This window comes from Fischerella major NIES-592 (genome assembly GCF_001904645.1).
GTDB classification, from domain to species: domain Bacteria; phylum Cyanobacteriota; class Cyanobacteriia; order Cyanobacteriales; family Nostocaceae; genus Fischerella; species Fischerella thermalis.
Map to the genome: position 1 here is coordinate 115,849 of NZ_MRCA01000013.1, position 20,630 is coordinate 136,478.

Genomic DNA, 20,630 nt, shown 5'->3' on the forward strand with positions numbered 1-20,630 from the left:
CTTCATGCCATTATTGATAATTGGTATGCTCACGCCCAGTTCTAAATTGTGCTAGACCAATTCCCAACTACAGCAAAAAAAACCCTTCGACGTTTGCCTAATCAACGTTGGCAAATTTACCCGCAGAAAATAGAATTAGCCCACAATCTGTCAAAGGCAACTAATTTACCATCTTTGCTCAATCAGCTACTAATTAATCGTGGTATTGAAACCCCGGAACAAGCACAAGCTTTTTTAAATCCTGAGTCCATAAATCTGCCTTCACCTTTGCAAGAATTTCCAGATTTAGCAGTTAGTTTAGAGTTGTTACAATCTTGCATTACCTGTAAAGAAAAAATTGCCATCTGTGGAGATTACGATGCAGATGGTATGACTAGCACCGCTTTACTATTACGTTGTTTACGCTGGTTAGGCGCAGAGGTAAACTATGCCATTCCCAGTCGGATGCATGAAGGCTATGGCATCAATAAACGAATTGTAGAAGAATTCCAAAGCGAAGGTGTAAAATTGATCTTGACTGTTGATAATGGTATCTCTGCGTTTGAACCCATTGCCAGAGCTAGAGAACTGGGTCTACAAGTAATTGTTACCGATCACCATGATATTCCTCAACAATTACCCCCAGCCAACGCCATTCTCAACCCGAAATTATTACCAGAATCTTCTATTTATCGCGGTGTTGCTGGTGTCGGTGTTGCTTACATTTTGGCAGTTTCTTTAGCTCAACAGCTAGGGCAAACTAACAGTGGCATTATTAAACCAATGCTGGAACTGTTTACACTGGGAACTATTGCTGATTTAGCTCCCTTAACTGGAGTAAATCGTCGCTGGGTAAAACGTGGTTTGCTGCAATTACCCAAATCGCAACTAGCAGGAGTACAGGCATTAATTCAGGTGTCGGGGATCGGGGATCGAGGACAAGGGGGACAAGGAAAAATTTCTCCCCATCACCCCATCACCCCACTGCCCTTGGGGGAGTGGGGGCCCCGAGTTCCCCACCTCCCCAATCCAAAATCGTTAAAGCCTGAAGACATTGGTTTTAGACTTGGACCACGTATTAATGCTATTGGTAGAATCGGTGATCCCCAAATTGTAATTGAGTTACTAACTACAGATGATATGGGGATTGCTTTAGAACGAGCGATGCAGTGTGAGCAAATTAACCAGCATCGCCAACAGATGTGTGAACAAATTGAACAAGAAGCGATCGCATTAGTTGAAACCGAATATATCACATCTCTACAGGAAGACCGGGTTTTAGTTGTGGTGCAACCCAACTGGCATCATGGAGTTATAGGTATTGTCGCCTCCCGCTTGGTAGAACGCTATGGTGTCCCCGTGTTCATTGGTACTTATGAGGATGACAAGCAGATTCGCGGTTCTGCACGCGGGATACCAGAATTCCATGTTTTTGCAGCTTTAGAATATTGCCAACACCTACTGGGGAAATTTGGGGGACACAAAGCCGCAGGCGGATTTTCTTTGCCCGCAGAAAATTTAGCAGCATTGCGATCGCGTTTGGTAGAATTCGCTAACCAATGTCTAGAAATTCAGCACCTGAAACCACTATTAAAAATAGATGCTGAAGCTAACCTCAACCAAATTAATCAAGAACTCTATCAACAACTCCACGCTTTAGAACCCTGCGGAATCGACAACCCCGATCCAATCTTCTGGACAGCTAATGTCCAAGTCATAGAACAGCAAACCGTCGGGAAAGGTCATATTAAACTAACAGTTGCTCAAACAATTGACCAACAACAATTTAAAATTAAAGCGATCGCTTGGCGGTGGCGTGACTATTTTCCCCTACCGCAACGAATAGATATTGCCTATAAACTGCGAGAAAATAATTTTGATGGCAACACCACCATTGAATTAGAACTAGTCGGTGCTAGACTCACTAGTCAGTCGTACTCACCGTTTACTTTTTTCCCTGCTGCATCAAAAGCTGCTTTTGAGTACAATCAGCGTCAATATACCTGTGGTATCTATCAAAATGGTTGTTTACCTGAATTAAGAATTAGAAATCCCGATGGCAAGGTTTTAGCTATTGGACAAGGACAAACGGTCGGTTTGCTGGGTAATAATCGCCAAGACGCCAAAGAAGTTGATATCTCGCAATCACAGTATGACGGTATTATTCAAGCAGCACTCAGGGCTTTGGGAAGTTGCAAATAAAGGGGAGGTGGGGTGATGGGGTGATGGGAAGTGGGGGAGTAAGTAGTTTCAAGAATAAGCAACAACCAACAACCAACACAATAAAAAGCAAAGCCCGCGTTAAGCGGGCCAGAGCAAAGGAGATTAAAATTAATTGTGTTTTATATTAGAGGTCGCCACCACGAAAAGCAAGTACAAAAATTACTGCTGGGCCAGCTAACATAATCAACGCTACGAACAATAGCTGAAAAATTACTTCCCAATTGATGTTGGCTACAGCCTCAAACATTATTCCCTCCCAGTAACCCTAAAAGAATGTATTACTCTGATTGTTAAACTCGGAATTAATCATATCCGGGGATCAGCTGTTAAATTTAATTTACTTAACAAAATTATAAGAAAGCACATAAAAAACTAAAATTAGGACTGGTAGGGGCGAAGCATTTGTACTAAGATATTTAATTTTCAATCAATAAATTATACAAATGCTACCCTCCGGGAAATCGCGCAAGGTACAGGGTTTAGTAGTAAAGAATCAAGACTGTATGGGTCATGGCGATGGCTAGCTGTACACTTTTACTAACCACTATACGGGCGCACAGCTGTGCTGCCCTACCGACAGTCGATAAAAGGTATAAAAAATGGCAATTTGGCAATGTGTAAAGCAATGTGGAGCCTGCTGTCATCTCGATCCTCAGTACCGTCCAAACTTGCATGAATATTTAACTCCAGAAGAGCTAGAACTTTATTTGAGTATGGTAGGTGATGGAGGATGGTGTATTAACTATGACTATGACAGCCGTGAATGTCGGATTTACCCTGATCGCCCACGTTTTTGTCGGGTAGAACCAGATGTATTTAAAGATATGTATAGCATCGACTCAGAAGATTTAAACGATTTTGCCATTGAATGTTGCCAACAACAAATAGAAGGTGTTTATGGCGATCGCAGTCTCGAAATGCTACGTTTCAATCAAACTGTTGGGTACATAGCCAAGTTAGACTAGGCAGTTTTGTTTAGAACATACTCTCAATCTAGAATTTAAAATCTAAAATCCAAAATTGGAAAAACTGCAATGGAGCGATTGTTGAATGAGCGATTACAAGGAATTAACTTGTATTTAATAGGTATGATGGGTGCTGGTAAAAGCACACTAGGGCGAATGCTAGCTTATGAACTCGGATACGGATTTGTAGATACTGATAATCTGCTAGAAAAAGCAGCAGGAAAAACAATCAATCAACTATTTACTGAAGAAGGAGAAGCAGCATTTCGCCAGTTGGAAAGTGAAGTGTTAGCACAAGTTTGTGCTTTTACAAAGCTAGTCATCGCCACAGGTGGGGGAATAGTACTACGGCGAGACAACTGGAGTTACCTGCATCACGGTATCATTATTTGGCTAGATGTAGCAGTGGAAATACTGTATAATCGTCTATCAGAAGATACCACAAGACCATTACTGCAAGATACAGATCCTCAAGGAAAACTGCGATCGCTCCTTGAACAAAGGCAAGCACTTTATAATCAAGCTGATTTAAGAATTACCATCACACAAGAGGAAACATCAGAACAAACAATTACACGAATCATAGACGCTATTCCTAGCGTCCTCAAGAATTAGTTAATTGTAGTTTGTTTGTAGTTAGTGGTTAGTGGTTGGTGGTTAGTGGTTGGTGGTTAGTGCTTAGTAGTTAGAACCTCCCCACTGCCCCTAATCCCTACCAGGGGCCGGTGAGTTCCCCATCTCCCCACACTTAAGAAGATAACAACAAGAAAGCAGAGTCCCCTGCATTTGCTGTCTTAACAACCAACAATTAACAGCATCATAGCGACACAAAATCTCTCAGAATCAACCACAATGGTATGCAGTGGTTGAGAACTGGAGTTGATTTGCAGTGCTTATCGTTATTGACAATTACGACAGCTTTACCTATAACTTAGTGCAGTATTTGGGAGAACTGGCAGTAGAATTCCCTGTAGCGGCAGAGATCAAAGTTTTTCGTAACGATAAGATTACCCTAGATGAGGTTAAAGCTTTAAAGCCAGATGGTGTGGTAATTTCTCCCGGACCTGGTCGACCGGATGGTGCGGGTATTTCTCTGGATTTAATAGAGAAACTTGGACCTGAATTACCAATTTTAGGGGTTTGTTTGGGTCATCAAAGTATTGGTCAAGTGTTCGGTGGTAGGATTGTTTCGGCACCAGAGCTGATGCACGGCAAAACTTCCCAAGTCTCTCATGCAGGGATTGGTGTTTTCCAAGGATTAGAAAACCCAATTACTGCTACCCGGTATCATAGTTTGGTAATCGATCGCGACACTTGTCCAGATGTGTTAGAAATCACGGCTTGGGTGGAAGATGGCACAATTATGGGGGTACGACACAGGAACTATCCCCACATAGAAGGCGTCCAATTTCATCCAGAGAGTGTTCTGACATCTTCAGGCAAGCAGTTACTGCGAAACTTTCTTTGTAAATTACAGACGAAAACAAGAGAGTAATTAATGAAACGACGACAATTAATGGGCTATGCTGGGGCGGGGTTGGTAACAACTTTGGTTACTAGCTTGGGTTCTCACTTTCAAGCTAACGCCCAATCTAGCGGTTCATTATCAGTTCAGTGGTTGGGTCATACTTGCTTTCTGTTTACAGGCGGCGGTACGAAAATTCTTGTCAACCCATTTCGCACAATTGGTTGTACCGCCAAGTACCGTCCACCGAAAGTAGCAGCAGATTTGGTACTAATTAGTAGTCAATTGTTGGATGAAGGTGCGGTCGAAGACTTACCAGGAAATCCTAAGTTAATCTACGAACCTGGAGTTTACGAGTTCCAAGGCATTAAATTTGAAGGAATTGCTATTCCCCATGATCGTAAAGGTGGCAAGCAGTTCGGTACAAATGTCGCTTGGCAATGGCAACAAGCAGGAATTAAGATCCTTCACTTAGGGGGAGCAGCTGCACCTATTACCATTGAACAAAAAATCCTGATTGGTCGTCCTGATGTGGCGTTAGTTCCCGTAGGTGGTGGTGCTAAAGCTTATAATGCTGAAGAAGCGAAGCAAGCAATTCAAACTATTAATCCTAAGCTAATTATTCCTACTCATTACCGTACCCAAGCCGCAGATGAAGCTACCTGCGATATTTCTCCTTTGGAGAATTTTTTAACGGTGATGAGTGGAATGACTGTACGTCGCAGCAACAGCGACACAATTAGTCTTAGCCCTGGTAATTTACCGGAAAATGGAGTGATACAAGTTTTAAGTTACAAGTTTTAGAATCAGTTATCACTAGTTTAAAGTGATACCAACTCTTAAAAATAAAACTGCACGTAGTTTGTAGTGAGTACTTAAACTCACTACGAAGCCAAGAACATTTGTAGTCATTTTTTGGAGAAACGGTATTAATTAACCAAACACTTGTGGCCAAGTATTGATTAAGAAAAATACAACTGCTGCGATCGCTAATACTCCTTGAATTAAATTTCCCACCACCGTACCAACTATAATTCCTATACCAGCTTTGACTGCTAAGATAAAATCCCTGCGGTAGATAAACTCAGCAATTATTGCTCCTACTAGAGGACCAAAAAGTAATCCTAAGAGTGGCCCCCCTACAGGCAAAGTCGGTAATAATCCTAAAAACCCAGCAACTAAACCAATAATTGCACCTATTTGTCCCCATTTACTAGCGCCTGCTTGTTTTGCACCCACATAACCAGCCAATAAATCTACACCAATACTCAGAACTAAAACTATAGCTGTAACAATCAATGGTGCGCTGATAGCAGCAAAAGAACCTTTGACAAATCCCCAGATAATAATAGCTATTAATATTAAGCTAGCACCTGGCAAAGCAGGAACCACAGAACCAATAATACCTACTATCATTAAGGCGACTAGTAATAAATAGACGATCTGCATAAATTTTTGTTGGTAATTGGTAATTGGTAATGGGTTGATTATTAGTGGTTAGTGGTTGATAATAATTTCTCTACTCCCCCATCACCCCATTTCCTGACTGAGGGTGACAGCTAATTTATCAGCAATCCCAGCGATCCAGTTTTCATCTTGTTTAGTATAGCTGCGAGGAGCATTTGCTCCTAAAATCAACACGCCTTCTTTACCAATTGGTTGACAAATTACTCCTTGAGTATTCTCTGGTAAATAATCAAATTCAATTCTTCCTGGATAGACATTTAAGTTAACCAAATAAATAGGCTGTTGTTTTTCTTGCACCCGTTTTAAAATTGGCCCCGGTGTCACCTCTGATTTTGTGCCTAAAATTCCTCGCCGCAATAAAACTTTACCTTGATAGAAAACTACAAGCGATCGCGTCACTGTATTAGTTAACAATAGATGTGATGCCCATGCTAGTTCTGTTTTAATTGCCTGCGGCAAGTCTTGTGCAAGTACAAAACCTTCTTCTCCTATTAGTTCTACCGCATCAGGCGATCGCGGTTGTACTTGCTGCCAAATTAAACCCGTCAAAATCAGTACTGCACTCAAAATCACACCCAGGACATCTGCACGGGCTTGAGACTCTGTGATTTGTGGTGTCAGTAAACGGTTAATCAACAAAAGTACAGCGCCTAGCCCCCCGACAACAATGGGTAGACGCCGCAAAATACGATTCGGATCGGATTTAGCCATGCTTCTAAAATACTGAATGATGAATACTGAATGATAAATGCTATCTTTTACACTTTTTGTCTTCATAATTCATCATTCATCATTCATAATTTACTCCTCTCCCGGTTCTATAATCCGTTGAAAAAGATAACCAGTACCTCTCGCTGTCAGAATCAATTCGGGGTTACTAGGGTCATCTTCCAATTTTGCCCGCAAACGAGAAATATGTACATCTACTACACGGGTATCCACATGGCGTTCTGGTGTGTATCCCCATACTTCCTGCAAAATTTCCGAGCGGGAAAAAGCTTCGCCAGAGCGACTTACCAACAACTCTAACAAGCTAAATTCCATACCGGTTAAGCGAATACGCTCATCACCTTTATAGACTTGCCGCTTATTGGTATCTATTTTGATATTACCAACATGGATTACCCCAGAACTAGGTATCCCAGAAGTGCCGGTTTTATCTACCCGCCGCAGTACTGAACGAATCCGTGCTTCGAGTTCTTTCGGTGAAAAAGGCTTAACTACGTAATCATCAGCACCTAATTCCAGACCAGTGATGCGGTCAGCGACATCCCCCAAGGCTGTTAACATAATAATCGGGACATCTGATTCTTTACGTAATTCTTGACAGACACCGTAGCCATCTAGCTTGGGCATCATCACATCCAAAACTACCAAATCAGGGTCAGTTTTGCGGAAAGTATCCAAAGCTTCTTCGCCATCACCAGCTGTTACAACATCATAGCCAATCATTGAAAGCCGAGTTTCTAAAATTCGGCGGATGCTGGCTTCGTCATCTACAACTAGAATTTTTTCTTTATGACTTTCCAAGCTAATCAACGCTCCTTAACTAAAAATTTTCATGATTAATTTTTCATACCATAATATTAAGATATCATTCCAATTATTCCGTTGGAAAAAGCTGAAACTACTTCTATTATTGGATTTTTGTTTTTTTGAAGAATTAAGAAAAAATTAAGATTATTTAATAACATTAAAGAATGCCAAAGCCGAAAACTTATTATGTTTGTAACCAATGTGGTGCAGAATCGCCGCAATGGTTTGGTAAGTGTCCATCTTGCGGCACATACAATTCCTTAGAAGAACAAATTGCCATCCAGTCCTCAACAGATGTGCCAAGTCGGGGGGTGGGTAGTTGGCATTCTCAGCAAGGCGCAAGCAAATCTGCCAATAAGCCAGCCAAGCCAAGGTCTTCGTTGAGATTTGACCAAATTAGCGATCGCCAAGTCACACGCTGGCCTTCTGGTTATAGTGAACTAGATCGAGTCCTCGGCGGCGGTGTTGTTCCTGGTTCGATGGTATTAATTGGTGGCGATCCAGGTATCGGTAAATCTACGTTGTTGCTACAAGTATCAAATGAGCTAGCCCAGAGATACCGAATTCTCTATGTCTCCGGAGAAGAATCAGGACAACAAGTGAAATTAAGAGCTTCCCGGCTAGGTGTAACCAAACCACTCAACGTAGTTAGCAATGGTAACGGTAATGGAAATAGTAACACAAATAGTACTGAGGTAATAGAAGAAACATCAGAAGTAATACAAGTAGAAGGACAGGGTGCAGATTTATATGTATTACCGGAAACAGATTTAGAAGAGATACTTAAGGAAGTAGAATCTCTCAAACCGAATCTGACGGTAATTGACAGTATTCAAACAGTCTTCTTTCCTGCCCTCACCTCTGCACCGGGTTCTGTTGCCCAGGTACGGGAATGCACCGCAGCTTTGATGAAGGTGGCAAAGCATGAAGATATTACCATGTTGATTGTTGGACACGTCACCAAAGAAGGAGCGATCGCTGGACCGAAAGTTTTAGAACACCTCGTAGATACGGTGTTATATTTTGAAGGCGATCGCTTTGCTTCTCATCGGTTATTACGGACAGTAAAAAACCGCTTTGGTGCTACCCACGAAATCGGTATCTTTGAAATGGTGGAACACGGTTTGCGGGAAGTTTCCAACCCTAGTGAGTTATTTTTGGGGAACCGTGATGATCCAGGCCCCGGAACTGCGATTGTCGTGGCTTGTGAAGGTACGCGCCCGATTGTTGTGGAACTACAAGCTTTGGTAAGTCCCACTAGTTATGCTTCGCCCCGTCGTTCCACCACAGGCGTGGATTATAACCGCTTGGTACAGATTCTCGCTGTATTGGAAAAACGGGTAGGCGTTCCCATGTCGAAATTGGATTCCTACGTCGCTTCTGCTGGGGGGTTGAACGTTGAAGAACCAGCTGTAGACTTGGGGGTTGCGATCGCTGTTGTTGCTAGTTTCCGCGATCGTATTGTTGATCCTGGTACTGTATTAATTGGTGAAGTCGGGTTAGGTGGACAAGTGCGCCCTGTGTCACAAATGGAACTACGGTTAAAAGAAGCAGCGAAGTTAGGATTTAAAAGAGCGATCGTTCCCAAAGGACAAAAATTTCCCAGCTTGGACATTGAGATTTTGCCGGTTTCCAAGGTAATAGATGCAATTATCGCGGCGATACCACAAGCATCGTTGGAGGATGAAGATTTAGAACCGGATGAGGAGTGACCTCACAAGAACAGCTCCTCTCCTTACCCTATCGTGTATACACAAGTTGGATTTACCCCCCTTAATCCCCCCGAATATCGGGGGGAAACAAAAGATTCAGTTCCCTCCCCTTTACAAGGAGAGGGTTAGGGTGGGGTAAAACCAGGATTCACAAGCTGCTATTTCCGACTTGTATGTATACCGTAGCTTCTTACCAAAGAGAGGGATGTCTGATATTACTATTGATACTTTAAAATCAACTCCAAAGTTTTTTTGTATGACTCATTGTTTCCTTGCCGTTTAAACAGTTCAGCCGCTTTTTGTAAATCTTGAATTCCTCGGTTTTTATCTCCGGATTCAGCACGGATATTACCCCGATTTTTATAGGCATTTGCATTGTTGGGATTAATTTCAATCGCTTGGCTGAAATCCGCAATCGCTCCTTGTTTATCTCCGGAAAAGTATCGTGCTGCACCTCGGTTGTTGTAGGCAGTTGCATCTTGGGGATTAATTTTGAGGGCTTGGTTTAAATCCTCTAATCCTCCTTTGGTGTCTCCTAACTCAGCACGGATACCACCCCGGTTGATATAGGCTTCCCCGTGGTTGGGATTGATTTTTATGGCTTGAGTTAAATCTGCTAATGCTCCTTGTTTGTCTCCTAATTTATAGCGGGAAGCACCCCGACCAGCATACGCTTCGGCATCGTTGGGATTAATTGTGAGAACTTTGTCAAAGTCAGTGATCGCTTCTTTGTATTTCCCTTGTTGTAAACGGGTTTGACCTGCAATTTTATAAGCTTCGGGATCATTGGGATTAATCTTGAGGATGGCGTTAACATAATCAAGGTCAGAGGGAAATTCAATGGGCAAAAAAATCACAACGCTAGAAGACCTCTGCTTGATAGCTTGTTTGTAATCAGTAATTGCTCCTTGTTTATCTCCCAAGAGAGCGCGGATATCAGCTCTGAACCCGTATAAAAACCTATCTTTAGGGTTAATTTTCAGAGCTTGGTTTAAATCTTCTAATGCCCCTTTTTTATCTCCCAACTTAAAGCGAGCAAAACCTCGCAAACCGTAAGTATCATCAGCAGCAGCATTACGATTCAATTTCAGGAGTTGGTTGTAATCGGCAACAGCACCTTTCCAATCTCCGAAATTGTTCAAAGCATCGGCACGTAACTTATAGCCTAAAGGATCGTCAGGATTGATTGTGATGATTTGGGTATAATCAGCGATCGCTGCTTTGGCATGTTCTGAAGCCAAGGGAGTATTCCTGAACTCAGGAAGATTTGCTAGCAAGTAGTACTTACTACCGCGTGCTAAGTAGGCATTTACATAGTTGGGGTTGACTTTAATCGCTTGGGAGAAGTCAGCAATTTGCTCTTGGATGTCCTTGATCCACTGATTGCGACCTGGAGTTTTGCCTACATTCATGTACGGAACAGCAAGACCCTTGAGAATATAGGCTTCAGCATCTTTGGGGTTAATTTTAATAGCTTGGTTAATGTCGGCAATTGCCCCCTGTTCATCTCTAAAAGGAAAAATTCGGATGCTACTTCGGAGTTTATAGGCTTCAGCATAGTTGGGGTTGAGTTTAATTGCTTGATTGACATCAGCGATCGCTCCCTCATAATCCTGATTTTTCTGCTTTTCTCTGGCTCTGATAAAAAAGTCATCTGCTTTTGGTGTAGCAGCCACGACATTTGGCGGACGCACTCCTACATCTACACCCACAAATGAGAACTGTCGCAAATTTTTTGATCTGGTGTAATAATTTCGTACTTACTACTATCTTTCACCACATGATAAGCAGTTACGATGGTGTAAGTATTACCGGAATGCTTTATGAGAACTCCTGAACCAGAAACAATTGGATTTTGACTATCCACAATCCGTACAGTGATTTCTCTACCAATGTTTTCTACCTCTTGCGAAGACAGGGCGACTACAACTTGCGCCTGCACCAATACAATAGACACGCCTATCAATAGCGGTGGAAGTGTGTAGTAGTACTTCATCATCAGAGATTATATTTCTCTATTTTGTGGAAATATAAGAAGCTACAACTAAAATTTGCAGTATTCTGGAAATGTGTCTAGATATATCAATAAAAATACAATCTACAAATTAAAAAAGCATAAATATAGCTAAATACACTAACTTTAGGTAATAACTGTAGAAGATACTCAATGTGCAAGCATCAATTAGTTATGAATGCTGCTTTTTGCCTTCCCTACTTAAGATTTACTACAATCTCAAATCCAAAATTGATATGACTTCTCCTCGCCTCATTCCTCAATCTGATCCTCCCCTTCCTCCTTGGCAAACTCTACCAACAATGTATGATTTACCAAGTGACAACCCAGAGGAACCCGGTTTGCCAGACGATTTCCACTTTTTACAACCTTTGCTTTTATATTTAACTTTTCAACCAATTAACTGGAATCCAGAATTAGTTTACAGTGCGGCTGACCTCAATCTCTACTACGATGTTCAGCATCCTTTGTGGTACAAACGCCCAGATTGGTTTGGTGTGGTTGGAGTGCCAAAATTATATGATGAACGTGATTTACGTTTAAGTTATGTAACCTGGCAAGAGCGAGCAAATCCTTTTGTTGTCGTTGAATTGTTATCTCCAGGAACAGAAGAAGAAGATTTAGGGACAAAAAAAATAGAAATAGGTAAACCTCCGACAAAATGGGAAGTGTATGAAAGAATCTTGCGGGTTCCCTACTATATTGTTTTTAGCCGCTATACAAATGAAATTCGAGCATTTCAGTTAGTAGGTGGACATTATGAACCGATGAATTTCACGGAAGGACGCTTACAAATGCCAGAGTTGAGTTTAAGTTTAGGATTATGGCAAGGTTCATTTCGAGATATTGAAAGGTTGTGGTTAAGGTGGTTTACTTTAGAAGGAAAATTAATTCCTGCACCCACAGAAGAAGCTGCGGCTGCTACCGAACGAGCTATGATTGCTGAACAAGAAGCTGCTCAAGCAAAAAGAAAAGCAGAACAATTAGCAGAACGATTGCGCCAATTAGGTGTGAATCCTGATGAGATAGATTAAGTTAGTTGTTAGTAGGTGGAAAACAAAAACGTTAATTTCAAACAATATCTTTCCGCTTTTGTAACAACAGCGCCACAAGCAAATAAACCAACGTATGTACACCTAAAATTCCCCAATTTAAACCTAAATTCTTCCAAGTTGCATTGTACACATCAGACTTTTCAAAAATATCAGCTAGGGATGGCAAACCTGGCGTATTTTCTGGAACCATTGCATTCACATTTACTAAAATTCCATAAGCACCAATTGACCATCTGCTAATTGTTAACCAACCCAGTTTAGCTGCTAAGCCTGTCATTTCAAATAGTACCCCTGAGAGAATGATTTGGGGAATCATAATCAAAGGCAAAATACTATTTGCTTCGTTTTCTGTTTTCACTAAAGCAGATACCATTAAACTCAGACTGACACTCGCTAGCAGAGTTAAAAAGGTAGTAATTCCCAAGCCCAATAACCAAGGTAAGAGATTATATTCTGGGGATTTAAAACCGATTAATACAGCTGCAACAATTAACAGAGTTTGCAACAGCACTAAACCAGAACGAATAGCAACTTTAGAACCCAAGTAAGGAAATAAACCCAAGTTAATTAATCTTTCTCGCGCATAAATAGCTGCTTCTTTGACTATTTCTCGTACGGAACTGGAAAGCCCTACCCAAATTCCTATACAACTAAATATGAACAGTACTTTGAGCGCTAAAGGCCCTTGGGTGATTTCTAGCGGGTTGAGTTTTTTCAGGGGTGTTTCGTCTCGCAATATCCAAGCAGTTAAAGCGATCGCAATCGGTCCTGATACTAATGAGAAAATTATACTTGTGCGATCGCGCAGCACTAATTGCAGATATCGCTGACTCAACAACAGTAGTTGCTTGAGTGGAGATATCCCTGTGTGGATACTATCATCTGCTTTTGATGTGCTATCTTTACCAGACTTTAACTGTGATTTTACGTATTTATGACATTCTGGGGATCTTTCGTATTTTTGCGACCAATAATCAACTGTTGATGCAACGTCTTTGCCATTACCGCCTTGATCAAGTTTGATGTAAATATCGGAAAAATACTTTAAGTCTTCTGAAGGCATTTCAAAAAAGCCCAGTGCTTCCTTGGGAGGGCCAAAGTAACAGAGTTTGCCACCCCTACCCATGAAGACAATGCGATCGCACACTTCAATATTGGCTGTAGCATGGGTAACTAAAACTACTGTCCGTCCTTGATCTGCTAATTCTCGCAGCAGACGCATCATTTCTTTATCTAAACCAGGGTCAAGACCAGAAGTCGGTTCATCTAAGAAGAAGAGTTTCGGGTCGGCTAACAGTTCCACTCCAATACTGACGCGTTTGCGTTGTCCACCACTGAGGTTACGTATAAAATTTGTCCGTACGTGGGTTAGTTTAATTTGTTCTAAAGTAGTATCTACTACTTGCTGGACATTTGTGTCGGGTGGAAGCCTCAGTTTGCAGGCATAGCCGAGTACTTCCTCTACCCGGAGGTCGGGGTGTACAATATCATCTTGGGGAACATAACCTAGTTGTGAACGATACATCGGCCAATTTTGTCGCAAGTTGTCACCATTGAGATAGACTGTACCGGAAGAAACTGGTTCAATTCCCAAGAGAGATTTCATCAAGGTGGACTTACCAGCACCGCTACCACCTACTAACGCGACTAATTGTCCTGGTTCAATCACCAAAGACACATCGTTGAGAATTATTTTTTCCCGTCCCTCTTTGTCTTTGACCTTACGCTGCAAGCGGTTGACATCAAGGCGGATTTGACTACCACTATCTAATAATTCCAGGGAATCCGGGCGATAAAGCAGACTAAATGGCCCGATTTGAATTCTGCTTTGATCTACTAACTGGATACGTTTTGAAACTCGTTGACCATTGACAAAAGTACCGTTTGTACTTAAGTCTTGGAGAATGTGTCCTCCTTGCCCATCAGGATAAATTGTAGCGTGCAGGCGGGAGACCGTAGGCGCATCCAACTGCATGGAAGAATAGCGATCCGGTTTGGGCGCTCGTCCTAATTGTACAGGCCAGTCCTTCAAGCCTTTTAACGTCAGGCGGCGGTTTGTGGGAATTGCAGCAGGAGCATCAACAGGGTTGTAGTAAGTCAGCTGAATTCTGTTGTGAGGAGATTGTCCGATTTCTAGCTCCACTCCATTTTTTAACAAATAACCCTTAGCATCAATAGGAACTTGGTTTAAAAAGATACCATTACGGCTAGGATTGATGCCATCACCATCGTAAATTCGATAATCTCCTCCTTCTTTGCGTAGAGTAGCCTGTTTTCTGGAGAAGACTTCCCAGCCGATTGGTACTTCTAAATCTGCCCATTCACGACCACGCCCCAAGCGATGCTCATCTTTTTGGAGATAAAGCCGTAGGGTCTGACCTTTATTATTCAGTTCCAAAAAAGGTTGAGGACTAACAAGCGTCGCTTGCTCAAAGCTCCCTGTCATGAGATTTATTAGACCTATTCTCTGGTTAAAGCCACACCCGTATCCTACAGGATTTATAGGTGATTTTCCGGATGGGTATATAAATTTGCATCGTTAATTGAGCGGAATAAGGATAATTGTTGGGGTAGTTAGTAGTTCGTAGTTGGTAGTTGATGGTTGTTTGTTGTTTGTAACAACCAACTACCAACAATCAACAAAATTTCTTTATTCCATCATGAGCAAAACCAAACTACATTAGTCAACATATATTTTCAAATAGCAACATTTATTGTAAGAAAGGTTAACTTTTTGATGCACTTGCCTTTGACCAGCAGATGAAGTAGAGATAATCAAAATACATTCGCGCCTTGATCATCATCTTGTAACTAAATTATGAAAACTACTATTTTTATTCCGCCACGTTTTTTACTATTTCCACTAGTAGCATTAATAGGAATATTTGGGTTAGGGTGTAACTCCCAACCAAAAATAAACAATATACCAGATCAGCTGACAATTGGCGTGATTAGCTACGGCGAAGGAAAAACATCGCTCGATAAGTATGAGCGCTTTAAAGATTACATAGCATCACAAACTCGGGCAATGGTAGATCTGGAACCAGCTTACAACGAACTGCAAGCTATTGACCAAATTCGCAATAAAGAATGGGAATTAGTATTTGCACCTCCTGGTTTAGCTGCGATCGCGATCGGCAAAGAACTTTACATCCCTCTATTTTCGATGGAAGGAGTCAGTAATAGACAACGTTCTTTATTGATTGTTAGAGAAGATAAACCAATCACAAAAATATCAGATTTGGCGAATAAGACTGTTGCTTTAGGAGAAATTGGTTCTGCTGCTGGTTATTATGTTCCTTTGTACGATCTCTACGGTTTAACCTTGGCTGAAATTCGTTTTGCTCCCACTCCCAAAACAGTACTTGAGTGGATTAGTGACGGAACAGTTGATGCTGGCGCTATATCAGAGCAAGATTTTGAGCTTCATCGCCGCAGTTTTAGGGAAACCAAGTTTAGAACTTTACACACCAGTCGCTGGATTCCCTCTGGTGTGATGCTACTTTCGCCTACAGTAGATCGCAATCAACAGCAGCAAATCCAAAAAGCAATGAACGATGCACCTGCCGATATTGCTGCTGATGCAGGTTACGTTCCTGCTGCTAAAATACCTAGTTACCAGGAGTTTATTAAATTGGTCGAAAAAGTTCAGCCGATAGAGGCAAGGGTAAAGCAGAAACCCGCTGTTCTCCTCCCAGAAACATCTGCTCAGCAAAAATCAAGTTAACAAGCAAGCAATTAATACTAGTTAATAAAATTTAATAATTTATCTGCATATTTTCTGAGAGTTACACCGAATAAATAGTTAGGCTTAGAGCCATTTTTACCACAAATAAACTTCAATTAAACAGAAACTAATTTTCTTCTCCAAGCGTCATTTCAGGTAAAAACCTCTACGTGTGTTCATCAAGAGTAAAGCTCAAAAAGCTTAAGCTTGAAAATCGCCAGAGCCAGAAACGCTATATATAGCTGAAGCTGCTTATCAACTAAAAATTCATAGATATTCTGGATATTTTATACGAAAATAAACAGGCTAGGAGTTGAAGTTATAAATGACCAAATTATGTATGGAAAATAATTAGGAGTATCATGATATGTCTCAGCCCCCCTTAATCAAACCAGAAATACCTTCGGGAACATTAATTGATAATCGTTATATCATCCAACAACTGCTAGGACAGGGGGGTTTGGGGCGAACCTACTTGGCGTTTGATACTCGGCGTTTCAATGAGGCTTGTGTCCTCAAGGAATTTGCTCCCATTGGTACCGGGGGAGGAGGATTAGAAAAATGTCGGAATTTATTCAAAAGAGAAGCCAAAATCCTTCACCAGCTAGAGCATCCACAGATACCTCGTTTTTTGGCTTGCTTTGAAGGAGATGGTCGCCTGTTTCTGGTACAAGAATATGTCAATGGAAAAACCTACTCAGCCTTATTACGCGATCGCCAACTTCAAGGACAAACTTTTACAGAACAAGAAGTTATTCAGTGGCTGAAATATTTATTACCTGTTTTAGAGTATATTCACCAGCATCATATTATTCATCGAGACATTTCGCCCGACAATATCATGTTACCAGAAGGTAACATTTTGCCTGTATTAATTGATTTTGGAGTTGGCAAACAAATAGCTGATCTCAATGATGTTACTAGTTCCAATCAAGCAACTTTTGTCGGCAAAATGTCTTTGGTGGGAAAAGTAGGATACGCTCCTCGCGAACAAATCAGCTTAGGGTTATGTTCTCCTAGTAGTGACCTTTATGCTTTAGGGGTCACAGCTGTTGTACTACTTACAGGTAAAGATCCATCATTCCTCATGGATCAGTACAGCTTGGAGTGGAAATGGCGTTTTTACACCTATGTCAGTGATGGATTTGCTCAAATCCTAGATAAAATGCTCTCAGATACACCCAGGCATAGATATCAAACATCTCAAGAAGTTTTAAGAGACCTTGAGCTTTTAGGACGACCTCAAACAGCATCATCATCAACAATGTTTGATGTTCCTCCTACTATACTCACTCCTGACTCTCAAACAACAGTGACAATAGCTCAGTCTCCTAATTCAGATTTAGATGAAACAGTGCTAAGTAAACCACTAGGTCAACAAGCTTTTCCTCATCCACAAACCTCTCGCCATCCCCAAATTCATCAAAATCAACAGACTCAACAGACTAATCAAAATCCACAAACTTCTCGTCATCCCCAAACTTATCAAGATCGGTCTAGTTACCAAAATCAACCGACCAATCAAAACCAACAACAAATTACCTCGCTCAATGCTGCATTTGTTCAGCGTTGTCAAGATGCCTTAGCGTTCTACATTGGTCCTATGGCTAGCCTAATTGTAGAAGATACTTTAGCCGACAATCCGCAAGTCACACCTTACCAATTTGTCGAACTCTTAGCAAGAGAAATCCCAGAATCAGAAGCAGCATTGGAATTTACAAGACGCCTATTTTCTTGATATTGAGAGGGAAGGGGGATTGGGAGATTGGGAGATTGGGAGATGGGGAGATGGGGTGGTGGGGGAGTGGGAGGAGTATGAGGGGTGTGTAGACGCGCTCATAGGCTTCCCGTAAGGGTGGAGTGTGAGGAGTGTGAGGAGTTTGAGGGGTAGTGAACAACCACTAACCACTAACTACTATTGTACAGACGCGATGTTCCTCGCGTCTCTACCCACTAACCACTAACCACTAACCTCCTAACATTCAGTGTTGGGGATAGTCACTACTACTTCCAGTACCCCCCATTCCTCCTGTACCATGTGTATTTCCAGGAGGACGTTTGAGCCGTTTCATTGCCATTTCTAAACTTAACTTCATGCGTTTAAAAGCTTTGGCGAGATGACCAATTTCGTCATTAGTTAACTGCTCAAATTCCACATCCATATGTCCTGTACTAACTTCTTCCGCCACACGAGTGATGCGTTTGAGAGGAAGAACTACTTGTTGAGTCAAAAAGATGTTAACTAGAACAATAACAATAATGAAAACAATAGATACAAGTCCAACAATTAACAAAGAAGACTGATTTGCTTTGTTAATGACTCTGCTAGCTGGTACAGAAATCATTTGCGCGCCAACAATTTCACCCAATTGCCAGTTAAAACCGTTAGCCGTACCATAGCGATCGATCATACTTTTTGGTGCTTGATCTGGTGTACTGTGGCACTCTAAGCATTTTGCCTCAGAAACTGCGAGCGGACGAGCAATATAATAGATATCTCCACTAGGAAGCGATCGAAATCCACTTTCTTCTTTTAAGTTTTTGTTACCTCGGAAGCGATTCACAACTTGCGTCTCAAAGCTATCAGCTTTATCCCGCAAATTAGTCGGGTTTAAGGTTGCTTCTTTATAAAAAAACTCTCGGTAATCTTGTTTTTGCCGCAAATTTTCAAATACTTCTCGTGCTGAGTAACCAGGTACTGATTGCGGTAAAAACTCAGCTTCCAATTTATCAACTAGTTCCGGATTAACTTGAGTGCTAGTGTACTGCCGCACAGCAATCATAGTTTCCATCAACATCAAAGCTGTGGAAGTAATTTCCTGTTTAGCATTTTGCCTCAACACAGAAGATAAAGCTAAACCGCTCAAGCTTAAACCAAATGTCAGAATTACAAGTAATAAAATCGTAACTTTTTGTTTCAATCGCAAATTTTTTAACATAATTTTAACCATTTAATATTATGGTAAAAAATACGTAATACTGTATTTTCTCAATTCTAATTACCTAAGAGTTAATTATGTTACCAAAATTGAGAGAAATAATATATCTTTAATTTTTAATTTGGAATTGTTTAAGTTTCTGTAGTCCCTGTATTTCTTTTCAGTCTTTTCATTGCCATTTCTAAACTAAACTTCATCCTTTTAAAAGCCTTAGCAAGATTACCAATTTCATCATTGGTTGTCTGTTTAAATTCAACATCCATGTGTCCCGTGCTAACTTCCTCAGCTACACGAGTTAAACGCTTAAGAGGGCGAATAATTTGACGTTCCAAGAAAATATTGACTAAAAGCAGAACAGAAATAAAAACAGCAGACACAATTAAAATTATTAAAAAAGAAGATTTATGTGCTTTTTCAATAACTTTACTAGCTGGCAAAGAAATTATCTGTGTAGCAATAATACTATTCAACTGCCATCCAAATCCATTCTCTGCACCGTAACGCTCAATCATTGTTTTAGGTGCAACATCAGGAGTGCTGTGACACTGCAAGCACGCTGGCTGAGTCAGCTTGAGTGGACGAGCAATATAGAAAATATCCCCACTAGGCAAGGAACGAAAACCGCTCAACTCTTTTAAATCTTTCTCATCAGTAAAACGCTTGATAATATCTGCCTCAAAACTATCAGCTTTATCCCTAAGACTTGTAGGATTGAGTGCAGCTTCTTTATAGAAAAAGTCTTTATACTCTGGTTTTTTTCGTAAAATTTCAAATACTTCCCGCGCTGAATAGGCAGATACAGTTTGTGGCAAGAACTTCGTTTCCAATTTATCTACCAGTTCCGGCGTTACTTGAGTAACTGTATACTCACGCAAAGAACTCATCGTTTCAATCAGTGATAAAGCATTCGTAGCAATTTCTTGTTTAGCATTCTGCCTGAGTAAAGAAGATAGACTTAACCCACTCAAACTCAAACCAAATACAAGAATAAGGACTAGCAAGATTGTAAATTTTTGTCTTAACTTCAGATTCTTTAGCATTTTGAGCAGCTCTCGCTTTTTGCAGGAATAATAGAAACTACAAAATCAGATTACAGCATTCCAGATATGAACCATATTTTCTATTAATAAACAACTAACTTAAAAATAAACATTAGGTTCTACATCCCAAAACACAAAAATTACGCAATATCAATATTAAAATCTTTACTCATTAGTACGATAGATAATTATTTTTGTTATCAATAAGTTGATGAGCATTGCCTAGCCCACAAAATTTATGAAATATGAGTTTATAGAATTCATAACTGAATTCACTAGTTTCTTCTCCAATCAAGATTAGCTATGAGATTCTTTGTGTTCCATCCTGCGGTCAGCTGCTAGCTTATCTGTGTTTGCTTTGTGGTATATTTTAGCCAGCCCTTGTGCATCTACTTCAAATAGAAATTACGCCTGATGTGAATTGAATATGGAGACGCAATATTCCTTGCGCCTCGTAAAAAACGTTTTTTTAGAAATCGACCACCGATACACACCGATAAACACAGAT

Annotated in this window: 18 protein-coding genes; 9 read left to right on the top strand and 9 right to left on the bottom strand. The window is 40.8% G+C overall.

Annotated elements, in window-relative coordinates:
- Positions 1-48 precede the first annotated feature (48 nt).
- Positions 49-2,181: a single-stranded-DNA-specific exonuclease RecJ gene (locus tag NIES592_RS19495; RefSeq protein ID WP_073556635.1), complete on the top strand. Its 2,133-nt coding sequence runs from the start codon at positions 49-51 to the stop codon at positions 2,179-2,181.
- Between the two features lie 145 nt (positions 2,182-2,326).
- On the opposite strand, the gene psb30 is transcribed toward NIES592_RS19495, so the two are convergent.
- The gene (gene psb30 / locus NIES592_RS19500; RefSeq protein WP_009458857.1) at positions 2,327-2,449 is read right to left on the bottom strand and encodes a photosystem II reaction center protein Ycf12/Psb30; all 123 of its coding nucleotides are present in this window, start codon (positions 2,447-2,449) and stop codon (positions 2,327-2,329) included.
- Between the two features lie 352 nt (positions 2,450-2,801).
- Between psb30 and NIES592_RS19505 the strand changes: the two genes are divergently transcribed.
- The 4 genes from NIES592_RS19505 to NIES592_RS19520 all read left to right on the top strand — a co-directional run bounded on the left by NIES592_RS19505 (position 2,802) and on the right by NIES592_RS19520 (position 5,436).
- Entirely contained in the window at positions 2,802-3,167 is a 366-nt protein-coding gene (locus NIES592_RS19505) for a YkgJ family cysteine cluster protein (RefSeq protein ID WP_009458856.1), read from the top strand.
- A gap of 69 nt (positions 3,168-3,236) precedes the next feature.
- The gene (locus NIES592_RS19510) at positions 3,237-3,782 is read left to right on the top strand and encodes a shikimate kinase (protein WP_009458855.1); all 546 of its coding nucleotides are present in this window, start codon (positions 3,237-3,239) and stop codon (positions 3,780-3,782) included.
- 274 nt (positions 3,783-4,056) lie between these two features.
- Positions 4,057-4,662, top strand: a complete 606-nt coding sequence (locus NIES592_RS19515) for an anthranilate synthase component II (RefSeq protein WP_009458854.1) — start codon at positions 4,057-4,059, stop codon at positions 4,660-4,662.
- A gap of 3 nt (positions 4,663-4,665) precedes the next feature.
- Positions 4,666-5,436, top strand: coding sequence for an MBL fold metallo-hydrolase (locus NIES592_RS19520; protein ID WP_062247928.1), 771 nt, complete (start codon positions 4,666-4,668; stop codon positions 5,434-5,436).
- A 129-nt stretch (positions 5,437-5,565) separates the two neighbouring features.
- Here NIES592_RS19520 and NIES592_RS19525 read toward each other — a convergent pair whose 3' ends face one another.
- The 3 genes from NIES592_RS19525 to rpaB form a co-directional block, all read right to left on the bottom strand.
- Positions 5,566-6,081 (bottom strand): DUF456 domain-containing protein, encoded by a 516-nt coding sequence (locus NIES592_RS19525; RefSeq protein WP_009458852.1) that lies wholly within the window; start codon positions 6,079-6,081, stop codon positions 5,566-5,568.
- Between the two features lie 81 nt (positions 6,082-6,162).
- Positions 6,163-6,810: a cofactor assembly of complex C subunit B gene (locus NIES592_RS19530; RefSeq protein WP_062247924.1), complete on the bottom strand. Its 648-nt coding sequence runs from the start codon at positions 6,808-6,810 to the stop codon at positions 6,163-6,165.
- A gap of 90 nt (positions 6,811-6,900) precedes the next feature.
- Positions 6,901-7,629 carry a response regulator transcription factor RpaB gene (rpaB, locus tag NIES592_RS19535; RefSeq protein WP_009458850.1) on the bottom strand — a complete coding sequence of 243 codons (729 nt, stop codon included), beginning with the start codon at positions 7,627-7,629 and terminating at the stop codon, positions 6,901-6,903.
- Between the two features lie 170 nt (positions 7,630-7,799).
- Between rpaB and radA the strand changes: the two genes are divergently transcribed.
- A complete protein-coding gene (gene radA, locus NIES592_RS19540) occupies positions 7,800-9,347 on the top strand; it encodes a DNA repair protein RadA (protein WP_062247922.1) in 1,548 nt (515 codons plus the stop codon).
- A gap of 218 nt (positions 9,348-9,565) precedes the next feature.
- Here radA and NIES592_RS19545 read toward each other — a convergent pair whose 3' ends face one another.
- Both NIES592_RS19545 and NIES592_RS26020 read right to left on the bottom strand, forming a co-directional pair.
- Positions 9,566-11,077: a tetratricopeptide repeat protein gene (locus NIES592_RS19545; protein WP_256678178.1), complete on the bottom strand. Its 1,512-nt coding sequence runs from the start codon at positions 11,075-11,077 to the stop codon at positions 9,566-9,568.
- Positions 11,050-11,304, bottom strand: coding sequence for a serine protease (locus NIES592_RS26020; protein ID WP_256678179.1), 255 nt, complete (start codon positions 11,302-11,304; stop codon positions 11,050-11,052). The genes NIES592_RS19545 and NIES592_RS26020 overlap by 28 nt, the downstream gene beginning before the upstream one ends.
- 293 nt (positions 11,305-11,597) lie before the next feature.
- Here NIES592_RS26020 and NIES592_RS19555 point away from each other — a divergent pair, with 293 nt between their 5' ends.
- Positions 11,598-12,395 (top strand): Uma2 family endonuclease, encoded by a 798-nt coding sequence (locus tag NIES592_RS19555; RefSeq protein ID WP_073556651.1) that lies wholly within the window; start codon positions 11,598-11,600, stop codon positions 12,393-12,395.
- 37 nt (positions 12,396-12,432) lie between these two features.
- Here NIES592_RS19555 and NIES592_RS19560 read toward each other — a convergent pair whose 3' ends face one another.
- A complete protein-coding gene (locus tag NIES592_RS19560; RefSeq protein ID WP_073556638.1) occupies positions 12,433-14,862 on the bottom strand; it encodes an ATP-binding cassette domain-containing protein in 2,430 nt (809 codons plus the stop codon).
- Between the two features lie 372 nt (positions 14,863-15,234).
- Here NIES592_RS19560 and NIES592_RS19565 point away from each other — a divergent pair, with 372 nt between their 5' ends.
- Positions 15,235-16,143, top strand: coding sequence for a phosphate/phosphite/phosphonate ABC transporter substrate-binding protein (locus NIES592_RS19565; RefSeq protein ID WP_073556639.1), 909 nt, complete (start codon positions 15,235-15,237; stop codon positions 16,141-16,143).
- Positions 16,144-16,510: 367 nt separating this feature from the next.
- Positions 16,511-17,881 (top strand): serine/threonine-protein kinase, encoded by a 1,371-nt coding sequence (locus tag NIES592_RS19570; RefSeq protein WP_073556640.1) that lies wholly within the window; start codon positions 16,511-16,513, stop codon positions 17,879-17,881.
- 244 nt (positions 17,882-18,125) lie between these two features.
- Here the strand turns inward: NIES592_RS19570 and NIES592_RS19575 are convergent, their stop codons facing one another.
- Positions 18,126-19,082 (bottom strand): c-type heme family protein, encoded by a 957-nt coding sequence (locus NIES592_RS19575; RefSeq protein WP_062250672.1) that lies wholly within the window; start codon positions 19,080-19,082, stop codon positions 18,126-18,128.
- A 131-nt stretch (positions 19,083-19,213) separates the two neighbouring features.
- The gene (locus NIES592_RS19580; protein ID WP_073556641.1) at positions 19,214-20,122 is read right to left on the bottom strand and encodes a c-type heme family protein; all 909 of its coding nucleotides are present in this window, start codon (positions 20,120-20,122) and stop codon (positions 19,214-19,216) included.
- Positions 20,123-20,630: the final 508 nt, after the last annotated feature.

Excerpts from the sequence above, each read along its gene's own strand:
- psb30 (WP_009458857.1), bottom strand. The coding sequence starts at position 2,449 with ATGTTTGAGGCTGTAGCCAACATCAATTGGGAAGTAATTTTTCAGCTA.
- NIES592_RS19505 (WP_009458856.1), top strand. The coding sequence starts at position 2,802 with ATGGCAATTTGGCAATGTGTAAAGCAATGTGGAGCCTGCTGTCATCTC.
- NIES592_RS19510 (WP_009458855.1), top strand. The coding sequence starts at position 3,237 with ATGGAGCGATTGTTGAATGAGCGATTACAAGGAATTAACTTGTATTTA.
- NIES592_RS19520 (WP_062247928.1), top strand. The coding sequence starts at position 4,666 with ATGAAACGACGACAATTAATGGGCTATGCTGGGGCGGGGTTGGTAACA.
- NIES592_RS19525 (WP_009458852.1), bottom strand. The coding sequence starts at position 6,081 with ATGCAGATCGTCTATTTATTACTAGTCGCCTTAATGATAGTAGGTATT.
- NIES592_RS19530 (WP_062247924.1), bottom strand. The coding sequence starts at position 6,810 with ATGGCTAAATCCGATCCGAATCGTATTTTGCGGCGTCTACCCATTGTT.
- radA (WP_062247922.1), top strand. The coding sequence starts at position 7,800 with ATGCCAAAGCCGAAAACTTATTATGTTTGTAACCAATGTGGTGCAGAA.
- NIES592_RS19555 (WP_073556651.1), top strand. The coding sequence starts at position 11,598 with ATGACTTCTCCTCGCCTCATTCCTCAATCTGATCCTCCCCTTCCTCCT.
- NIES592_RS19560 (WP_073556638.1), bottom strand. The coding sequence starts at position 14,862 with ATGACAGGGAGCTTTGAGCAAGCGACGCTTGTTAGTCCTCAACCTTTT.
- NIES592_RS19565 (WP_073556639.1), top strand. The coding sequence starts at position 15,235 with ATGAAAACTACTATTTTTATTCCGCCACGTTTTTTACTATTTCCACTA.
- NIES592_RS19570 (WP_073556640.1), top strand. The coding sequence starts at position 16,511 with ATGTCTCAGCCCCCCTTAATCAAACCAGAAATACCTTCGGGAACATTA.
- NIES592_RS19575 (WP_062250672.1), bottom strand. The coding sequence starts at position 19,082 with ATGTTAAAAAATTTGCGATTGAAACAAAAAGTTACGATTTTATTACTT.
- NIES592_RS19580 (WP_073556641.1), bottom strand. The coding sequence starts at position 20,122 with ATGCTAAAGAATCTGAAGTTAAGACAAAAATTTACAATCTTGCTAGTC.